Raw genomic sequence first — 8096 nt, 5'->3', positions numbered from 1 at the left:
ATCGTCGCGTCGGTGGATCCGGATGCCGTCGGCGCGACCGAACCGGCTGAGCCCGCCGGGTCCGGTCGGTCCGCCGGAGTCGCGAAGTCCGGGGGGGCCGGCTCGACAGCCGCGATCCCGCTACGGCGGTTCGTCGTCGAACCGGAGATCGTCCCCGTGCCCTCGGCCCCGGAGCCGGTCGGGCGGGCCGGGTCGCTGGCCGGGGCCCGCTTCCTTCTCGTCGAGGGCGGTCTCGGGGTCGGACTCGAGCTCGCCACGTTGCTGGAGCAGGCGGGTGCCGAGGCCCGCATCCTCGCCGCCGACGACCGGGGTCTGGTCGGCCAGATTCGAGCCGGCGCCGGCGCGGACGGCCTGGTGTGGATCGCCTCGATCGATCCCGGCGCCGGCGACCACGCCGTTCTTCCCGCCGCGTTCGCGGCACTGCGGGCCGCGGCCCTCGGCGGCAGCCGGCGGATGCTCGTCGCGACCGGGCACGGCGGGCGCTTCGGTCGCCCGTCGCCTCACGACACCGGGGCGCTCGCCCCGGGCGACGCCGGGGACGAGGGGATCCAGCTGACCCCGGGGATGGGCCTCGCCGGCCTGGTGCGCACGATCGCCTGGGAGGTTCCCAACAGCGCGGTCCGCCTCGTCGACGTCGAACCGAAGGACGAACCGCGTCGGATCGCCGAGAGCCTGCTCGTCGAGCTGCTCACCCCCGGCGGGCCGTCCGTGGTGGGCTACCGTGACGGGGTCCGCGCGACCCCGCGGATCCGGCCGGTGGAGCTGGGCGTCGCGGGCGAAGTCGGTGAAGTCGGCGACGTGGGTGCGGCGGGCTACGCAGGCGAACTGCCCGCCGGGCTCGGCCCCTCCTCGGTGGTGCTGCTCACCGGTGGCGCGCGGGGTATCACGGCGGCCGTCGCCGTGGAGCTCGCCCGGCGCAGCGGCTGCGCCATCGAGCTGATCGGGCGCACCCCACCGCCCACCGGACCGGAGGATCCGGTGACGGCGGATGCGCTCGACGCCCCGGCGCTGCGCCGCGCGCTCGTCGCCACCGGCGTCCGCCGGCCGGCCGAGATCGAGTCCCAGGTCGCCCGGTTGCTCGCCGAGCGGGAGGTGCGCACCACGCTGGAGGTCCTTGGCCGGCTGGCCTCGTCGGTGCGTTACCACGCGGTGGACGTGCGTGACGGTGCCGCTGTTGCCTCGGTCGTGGCCGACGTCTACGCCCGCCACGGTCGCCTCGACGGCGTGGTGCACGGCGCGGGCATCCTGGCGGACCGGCTCCTGCGGGATAAGACGCCCGAGTCGTTCGACCAGGTGTACCGAACGAAGATCGACGGTGCCCGGGCGCTGCTGGCGGCGCTGCGGGACGACGTCGGCTTCGTCGCCCTGTTCGGGAGTGTCGCGGGCGTCTTCGGCAACCGCGGCCAGGTCGACTACGCCGCCGCGAACGACGCCCTGGACACGCTCGCCGGTGCCTGTGCGGGCCGCTTCGCCGGCCGGGTGGTCAGTGTCGACTGGGGTCCCTGGGGATCGGCGCGGGACTTCGTGGCACGGGCCGGCGGACCGGCCCCCGCGGTGGCCGGGGGCGCGGTGGCCGGTGTGGCCGGTGTGGCCGGTGGTGGGATGGTCTCCCCGGAGCTTGCCCGGGAGTACGCGCGCCGTGGCATCGGCCTGATCGATCCCGCCGACGGGGTGGCCGCCCTGCTGCGGGAGCTGGCCGCTCCGGCGGGCACGCCCGCGCAGGTCGTCTACATGTGCGCCTCGGTGGAGTCGTTCGATGCCTGAGCCCGGTGCCGGGCCGGGGGGGCGGTCGGCGTCGGGATCCCGGCCTGCGCCCGGGGGCGGCGCCCCACCCATCGCCCTGGTCGGGATGGCGGCGCTGTTCCCCGGCGCCGGCGACCTCGGCACCTTCTGGGGCAACATCGTCGGGGGCGTCGACGCGATCCGGGAGGTGTCGCCGGAGCGTTTCGACGTCGACGACTACTTCCGCCCCGACCCGCCCCGCGGTGACCGTCCCGGCGCCGGACCGGGCGGTGCGGGTGGACCGGGCGGTGCGGGCGACGCCTTTTACTGCCGGCGTGGCGGTTTCGTCGAGGAGTTCGCGTCGTTCGACCCGGCCGAGTTCGGCATCATGCCGCTCGCCGTCGGCTGGACCGAACCCGACCAGCTGCTGTCCCTGCGGCTCGCCGCCGCGGCGATCACGGACGCCGGCGGTCCCGAGCGGCTGGGGGACGCCGAGCGTGTCGGGGTGGTGCTCGGCCGCGGCGGCTACGTCGGTCCCGGGGTCGCCAAGCTCGAACAGCGGGTACGCACCTCCCGCCAGATTGTCACGACGCTGCGCGAGATCCTGCCCGATCTGCCGGCCGAGGCCGTCGAACGGGTCCGGGAGGCGTTCGTCGCCCAGCTCGGACCGCAGCGCCCCGAGGCGTCCATCGGGCTGGTGCCGAACCTCGCCGCCTCCCGCATCGCCAACCGGCTCGACCTGCGCGGGCCCGCCTACACCGTGGACGGGGCTTGCGCGTCATCGCTCATCGCCGTCGACATGGCGATGCGCGACCTCGGGTCCGGCCGGACCGACGCGATGATTGTAGGTGGCGCCCACATCGTGCACGAGGCGTCGTTCTGGAGCGTCTTCACCCTGCTGCGGGCGTTGTCCCCGAGTGAGATCATCCGTCCCTTCGACCGGCGGGCCGACGGCATCCTCATCGGCGAGGGCGTCGGTATGGTCGTCCTCAAGCGGCTCGCCGACGCCGAGCGCGACGGCGACCGGATCTACGCGGTGCTGCGGGGATCGGGCACGTCCAGTGACGGCCGGTCCGCCTCGCTGATGGCCCCGGCGGTCGAAGGCCAGACGCTCGCCGTCCGCCGGGCCTGGGCGGATGCCGGGCTCGACCCGACGGCGCCGGGTGCGATCGGCCTCGTCGAGGCGCACGGCACGGCCACCCCCACCGGCGACGCTGTGGAGCTCGCCACCCTCGGCCAGATCTTCGGCACCGCGCCGGCCGGGCCGGCCGGGCCGGGGCGGGCGGACATCGGGATCGGTTCCGTCAAGTCCATGATTGGTCACGCGATGCCGGCCGCGGGCGCGGCCGCTCTGATCAAGACCGCGCTGGCGCTGCACCACCGGGTCCTGCCGCCCACGCTGCACTGCGACGAGCCGCATCCGGCGTTCGCGGGCAGCCGGTTCGCGCCGGTGCGCGCCGCCGTCGAGTGGGACACCCCGGCCGGCGGCGGTCCCCGCCGAGCGGGGGTCAATGCCTTCGGGTTCGGCGGCATCAACGCCCATCTGGTGCTGGAGGAGGCGCCGGCACCTGCGGCGGTGACGGCGGCCCGTACGTTCGCCGCCCCGGCGGTGACCACGGTGGACCGGGCGGCCGACCCGGACGTCGATCCAGACGCCGAACCGGTGCTGCTGTTCGCCGGGGTCGACGCGGCTGACCTGCTGGCCCAGCTCGACGTCCCGGACGCGGAACTGCTCGCCCGCGACGACGCCGCGGCCCCGCCGACCGGTGGGCCGTGGCGGCTGGCCCTGGTCGCGCCGACCGCCCGTCGGCTGGCGCTCGCCCGCACCGTCGTCGAGCGCGGCACCCCCTGGCGGGGGCGCAACGACCTGTGGTTCACCCCGGCAGGGATGTTCGCCCCCGCGCGGCCGGGTGGGGACTCCCCGGCGCAGACCGCCTTCCTGTTCTGCGGCCTGGAGGACAAGTTCACCCCGCGGATCGACGATGTCTGCGAACACTTCGGGCTGACGAAGCCGACCCTCGACGACACCGGGATGCTCGGCCGGCATGGCGTCGCGAGCGTTGAGGTCGGCCGGATCCTCGATGTGGCGCTGCGGCGGCTCGGGATCACCCCGGACCTCGTCGGCGGCCACAGCATCGGCGAGTGGAACGCGATGATCTCCTGTGGGCTGATCACCAACGAGTACACCGACGACTTCCTCGCCGGCTTCGACCCGACCGTCCTAGAGGTGCCGGGGGTCGTCTTCGGCGCGCTCGGCTGCGGCGCGCAGCGCGCGGCGGAGGTCATCGCCGGGCTCGGCGAGGTCGTCGTCTCCCACGACAACTGCCCGCATCAGTCGATCATCTGCGGGCGGGAGGACAGCGTGCGCACCGCGCTGGACCGGCTGCGCCGCGACGGCGTGCTGGGCCAGATCCTGCCGTTCCGGTCGGGGTTCCACTCCCCGTTCCTCGAGCCGTACCTGGACCCGATGCGGGCGCGGCTCGCCCTCACCACGTTCGTCGAGGCGAGCGTGCCGATCTGGTCGGCGACCACGGTGGCGCCCTACCCGAGCGACCACGACGCCATCCGCGCGCTCGCTCTTCGGCACCTGGTCGAACCGGTTCGCTTCCGCCAGCTCGTCGAGCGGCTGCGCGAGCGCGGGGTGCGTGCCTTCATCCAGGTCGGAGTGGGCAGCGTCGCGGGATTCATCGACGACACCCTGCCCGGCAACGACCATCTCTCGTTGGTCACGAATACCGTGAAGCGCCCCGGGCTGGACCAGCTGCGGCGGGTCGCGGCGGCGATGTGGGCGGAAGGCGCCGCGCCCCGGATGGACCTGCTGCCCTGCCGGTCGCGACCCGCGCCGGCGGTGCCGCCGCCCCCCCGGGGGGCCAACGGACCGCACCGCGTCGGTGCCCCGGTGCGGTTGAGCCTCGGCACCCCCCTGATCCGCCTCGGCGGCGGAGCCGGCGACCTGCTCAACCCGGGCAGTGCTGATCGGACCCACCGGAACCCGCCGGCCTGGGCCGGGGGTGACGTGCCGACGCATCCGGTGATCGCCGAGCTGCGGGCCGCGCTCGCCGAGGCGGACGCGGTGATGTCCACCGTGGTCGACCGCTGGTCGCATGGGGCGACGCCGGCTCGGGTCCCCCCACCCGGACCGGGGGGCGGGGCAATCCCGGGCGCTGCGCCCCCGGGCGCAGGTCGGACGTCCGCGGTGGGCCGGGTACCCGTGCCCCGTGACAGTCCCGAACCCGGGCCGCGGATGTTCCGGCGACGGCTGTCGCTGGCGTCGATGCCGCACATCGTCGACCACTGCTTCTACCGTCAGCCGCCGGGCTGGGCGGACATGTCCGATCTGTTCCCGGTCGTGCCGATGACCGAGGTCCTCGAGCTCATGATCGGCGAGGCCGCCGCGCTGCTGCCGGGCCGGGTGCCGGTCGGTGTCCGAGACGTTCGGGCGTTGCGCTGGCTCGCGATCGAGCCGGCGGTGGAGGTGTCCATTGCGCTCGCCCCCGCAGGGCCGGACGCGGTGCGGGTGACAGTGGACGGCTACGCCCGCGGCACGGTGCTGTTCGCGGCGGACCACCTGCCGTCGCCCGGGCCGACCGCGATCACCGCCGATCTGTCGGTGGGCCGGACGGGCCCGACGCTGCCCGTCGAGCGGCCCCCGCGGCATCATGGCAGGGATCTCTACGGGGCCCGGTTCCTCTTCCACGGTCCCGGCTACCAGGGCATCCATCGGATCGAGGCGATCGCCCCGACCGGTATCCGGGGGCGTCTGCGGGTGCCGTCGGCGTCCGGCGCCCTGCTCGACAACGTGGGCCAGCTCTTCGGCTACTGGGCGATGGAGCATCTGTCCGACGACTCCCTTCTGCTCCCGCAGTCCCTGGCCGACGTGCGGTTCCACGGCCCGGTGCCGGTAGAGGGCGACCTGGTGGACTGCGTCGTACGGATCCGTCAGGTGGCCGAGCGCACGGTGACCGCGGACATGGAGGTGCGGCGGGCCGACGGGCGTGTCTGGGCGGTCATCACCGGGTGGACCGACCGCCGGTTCGCCAACGACGACGTGCTCTGGGCGATGGTGCGTGCGCCGGAGCTGAACACCGTGGCGCAGCCCTCCGGTGAGGGCTGGGTGGTCGCCGTGGACCGCTGGCCCGATGCGGCCTCGCGGGAACTGATCGTGCGCCACTACGCTGATGCCGCCGAGCGTGCCCGGCTCGCCGCGCTCAACCCCAGGGCGGCGCGTGGCCGGCTGTTGGGACGGATCGCCGCCCAGGACGCAGTCCGGCGATGGCTGTGGGAGCGGGGAGCGGGGCCCGTCTGGGGGATCGAGATCGGGATCCGTAACGACGACGTGGGTGCCCCGGTCATCACCTCCCTGCCGGCGCGGCCGGGTGTCCCCGCGCTCGACCCCCCGTGGGTGTCGCTCGCCCACAAGCCGGAGCTCGCCGTGGCCCTGGTCGCCGCGGACGGGGAGGTCGGTATCGATCTTGAGCAGATCGTGTCCCGCGCCGCCGGGGTCGAGAAGGCGGCCTTGGCGCCCACCGAACTGCGCCTGCTCGACCGGGTCGCCGGCACCGATTCTCACCGGCGGGCCGTGTGGTTCACCCGGTTGTGGGCGGCGAAAGAGGCGGCGGCGAAGGCCGACGGAACGGGCCTCGCCGGCCGTCCACGCCGGTTCGTCGTGGACGGCCCTCATTCCCTGGGGACGGCCCAGTTCCCGGGAAGGGATGGGCTCGCATCCTCCCGGGCGGGGGGCACCCCGCCCGATCTGGTCCGGGTCACCGTCTACGGGGATGGTCCCGACGGGTCGGTGCCGGAGCGGACCCGGTGGGTGGCGTTGCGTACGGTGGACGCCGCCGGCCGGATTCAGCCGGAACCGACCGGCCCGGTGCCCCGCGAGGGCGGGGCACCGCCGTCGCAGCGCCAGGACGCTGTGGGCGATGGCGTCTCCGCCGGAAGAGTCGATGTCGCTACCGTCAGTTACGTAGTCGCCTGGACCTCCCCCGAGGTCGAGGCGCATGGTCTCCAGAGCCAGAAGGAGTGTTGATGATGTCTGCGCAGAGCACGACGAGGCAGGGTCCTCCCGGCCCGGAACCGGACGACCGCACCGGCGCCGTCACACGGGCCGAGGCCGAGGCCCGGATCCTCGGCGAGGTCACGGAGCTCCTGCGGGAGGTGATCGGGGAGGAATACGTCGTGGACATGGAGATCACGATGGCCACCTCGTTCAATCAGGATCTCGAGCTGGAGAGCATCGAGTTCGTGGCGCTGGCCGACCGGCTGCGTGAGCGCTACGGCGAGGCGGTGGACTTCGTCGGCTTCCTTGCCGACATGGACGTCGACCAGGTGATCAACATGCGGGTCGGCGAGGTCGTCCGCTTCATCGTCGACAGCCTCCCGACGCTGGCGCCGGCGGGATCGGCCTGAAGGCCCGTGGCTGAGGTCATCGCGAACGGGATCCGGCTGCATGCGCAGCGACTGGCGCCCAGGGGCGGAGCGTCCACGGACTCGCCGGTCGTCGTGATGGTGCACGGCATGGTGATGGACAACATCTCCAGCTTCTACTTCACGCTGGGCAACTGCCTCGCCGATGCCGGCTGCGACGTCATCTGCTACGATCTGCGCGGCCATGGGCGCAGCGAGCGGACCCGCAGCGGCTACGGGCTGGCGGACTCGATGGCAGACCTGCTCGGGCTGCTCGACGAGCTCGGAGTGGACCGCCCGGTGCACCTGGTGGGTAACAGTTACGGCGCCACGATGGCGCTGGCTTTCGGGCTGGAGTTCACCTCCCGGGTGGCGAGCCTGACGCTGATCGAGCCGCCGTTCCTGATCGAGGGTCTCGGCGAGGAGATGGCCCGATCGCTGACCCAGATCCTCGTCGCGATGAGCGACGAGGAGGTCCAGGAGTGGCTGGACAACGGCGCCGGGCGCGTGGCCAGCCGCGCCACCCGGGCCGCGCAGCGGCTGCTGCAGGAGACGACGATCGCCACCGACATGCTGGCGACTCCGCCTTTCTCCACCGAGGCGCTGGCCGCGCTGAACGTCCCGGTGCTCGCGGTGTACGGGGAGAACTCCGACATCATCGGGCAGGCTGCGGGCCTGGCCGCGCTGGTGCCCGATTGCACCCTGATCGTCCTGGAGCACCACACGCACATGGTGCTACGGGAGGCCGCGCACTACCTGCGGGACCTGCTGCGGTGGTGGTTGTTCCGCCGCCAGACGCCGCCGCCGCCCTACGTGCGCGCGAACGGCCGGCGCTTCGCCACCCCGGACTGGGTGACGCAGCGGGTGCCGCCGCCCGATCTCAACGCCGAGCGCCGGTCGGCCCCGATCCCGGCCGACGCGGCAGCTGCGGCCGGCGAGGGGTGTGAGGGGCGAGGGGTGTGAGG

The 8096-nt window shown here is 73.9% G+C and carries 4 protein-coding genes; all 4 read left to right on the top strand.

All coding sequences use genetic code 11. The features are described from left to right. Positions 1 to 1764 (top strand): SDR family NAD(P)-dependent oxidoreductase (locus AC08OV_RS21590; RefSeq protein ID WP_476620209.1); only part of this gene is annotated, 1764 nt, incomplete at its 5' end. Next, a complete protein-coding gene (locus AC08OV_RS21585) occupies positions 1757 to 6754 on the top strand; it encodes a type I polyketide synthase (protein WP_476614768.1) in 4998 nt (1665 codons plus the stop codon). The genes AC08OV_RS21590 and AC08OV_RS21585, both read left to right, overlap by 8 nt. A gap of 2 nt (positions 6755 to 6756) precedes the next feature. Next, the gene (locus AC08OV_RS21580; RefSeq protein WP_476591722.1) at positions 6757 to 7134 is read left to right on the top strand and encodes a phosphopantetheine-binding protein; all 378 of its coding nucleotides are present in this window, start codon (positions 6757 to 6759) and stop codon (positions 7132 to 7134) included. Between the two features lie 6 nt (positions 7135 to 7140). Further along, on the top strand, positions 7141 to 8094 hold the full coding sequence (locus AC08OV_RS21575; RefSeq protein ID WP_476620208.1) for an alpha/beta fold hydrolase: 954 nt from the start codon (positions 7141 to 7143) through the stop codon (positions 8092 to 8094). Positions 8095 to 8096 lie beyond the last annotated feature (2 nt).

Source organism: Frankia sp. CeTa3Moorea (assembly GCF_978021225.1).
Note: the sequence above shows the minus strand (reverse complement) of the source record. Positions and strands in the feature narration are given on the sequence as shown.

What these genes read in the sequence shown, in the direction of transcription:
- AC08OV_RS21585 (WP_476614768.1), top strand. Translation starts at nt 1,757, where the DNA reads ATGCCTGAGCCCGGTGCCGGGCCGGGGGGGCGGTCGGCGTCGGGATCC.
- AC08OV_RS21580 (WP_476591722.1), top strand. Translation starts at nt 6,757, where the DNA reads ATGTCTGCGCAGAGCACGACGAGGCAGGGTCCTCCCGGCCCGGAACCG.